The organism is Ruminococcus sp. CAG:379 (genome assembly GCF_000434255.1).
Taxonomy (GTDB): Bacteria; Bacillota; Clostridia; order Oscillospirales; family Ruminococcaceae; genus Ruminococcus_F; species Ruminococcus_F champanellensis.
This window is the reverse complement of the sequence record NZ_FR894821.1, coordinates 11,953-12,547: the sequence shown is the minus strand read 5'-3', so window position 1 is coordinate 12,547 and position 595 is coordinate 11,953. Positions and strand designations below refer to the sequence as shown.

Genomic DNA, 595 nt, shown 5'->3' with positions numbered 1-595 from the left:
GGCGAAGCTGGTTTGCGATGCACCGGAAGCCATTCATTGGCTCAACGATCTGGGCGTAGAATTTGATAAGGCACCGGACGGTACGATGATTACCACCCACGGGGGCGGTACCTCCAGAAAGAGAATGCATGCGGCAAAGGATTACTCCGGCGCTGAGATCATGCGCACCCTGCGGGATGAGGTTCTGAACCGGGGCATCCCGGTGGTGGATTTCACTGCTGCCATTGAGTTGATCCTGGATGAGAACGGCAAGGCTGCCGGCGCAGTTCTGATGAACATGGAGACCAAGGAGCTGATGGTTGCACGGGCAAAGACCGTTATCATTGCAACCGGCGGTGCAGGTCGTATGCACTACCAGGGCTTCCCCACCTCCAATCATTACGGCGCAACTGCGGATGGTCTGGTGCTGGGCTATCGTGTAGGCGCAAAGTTGCTGTATGCGGAGACCCTCCAGTATCACCCCACTGGCGCCGCATTCCCCCAGCAGATCTTCGGTGCACTGGTCACTGAGAAGGTGCGTTCTCTGGGAGCGAAGCTTGTAAACCGGGACGGCAAGGTGTTCATGCACCCGCTGGAGACCCGTGATGTGGCTGGC

The 595-nt window shown here is 58.2% G+C and carries 1 protein-coding gene; it reads left to right on the top strand.

Translation table 11 applies throughout. The features are described from left to right. Positions 1-595 (top strand): FAD-binding protein (locus tag QVO51_RS01590; RefSeq protein WP_288167737.1); only part of this gene is annotated, 595 nt, incomplete at both ends.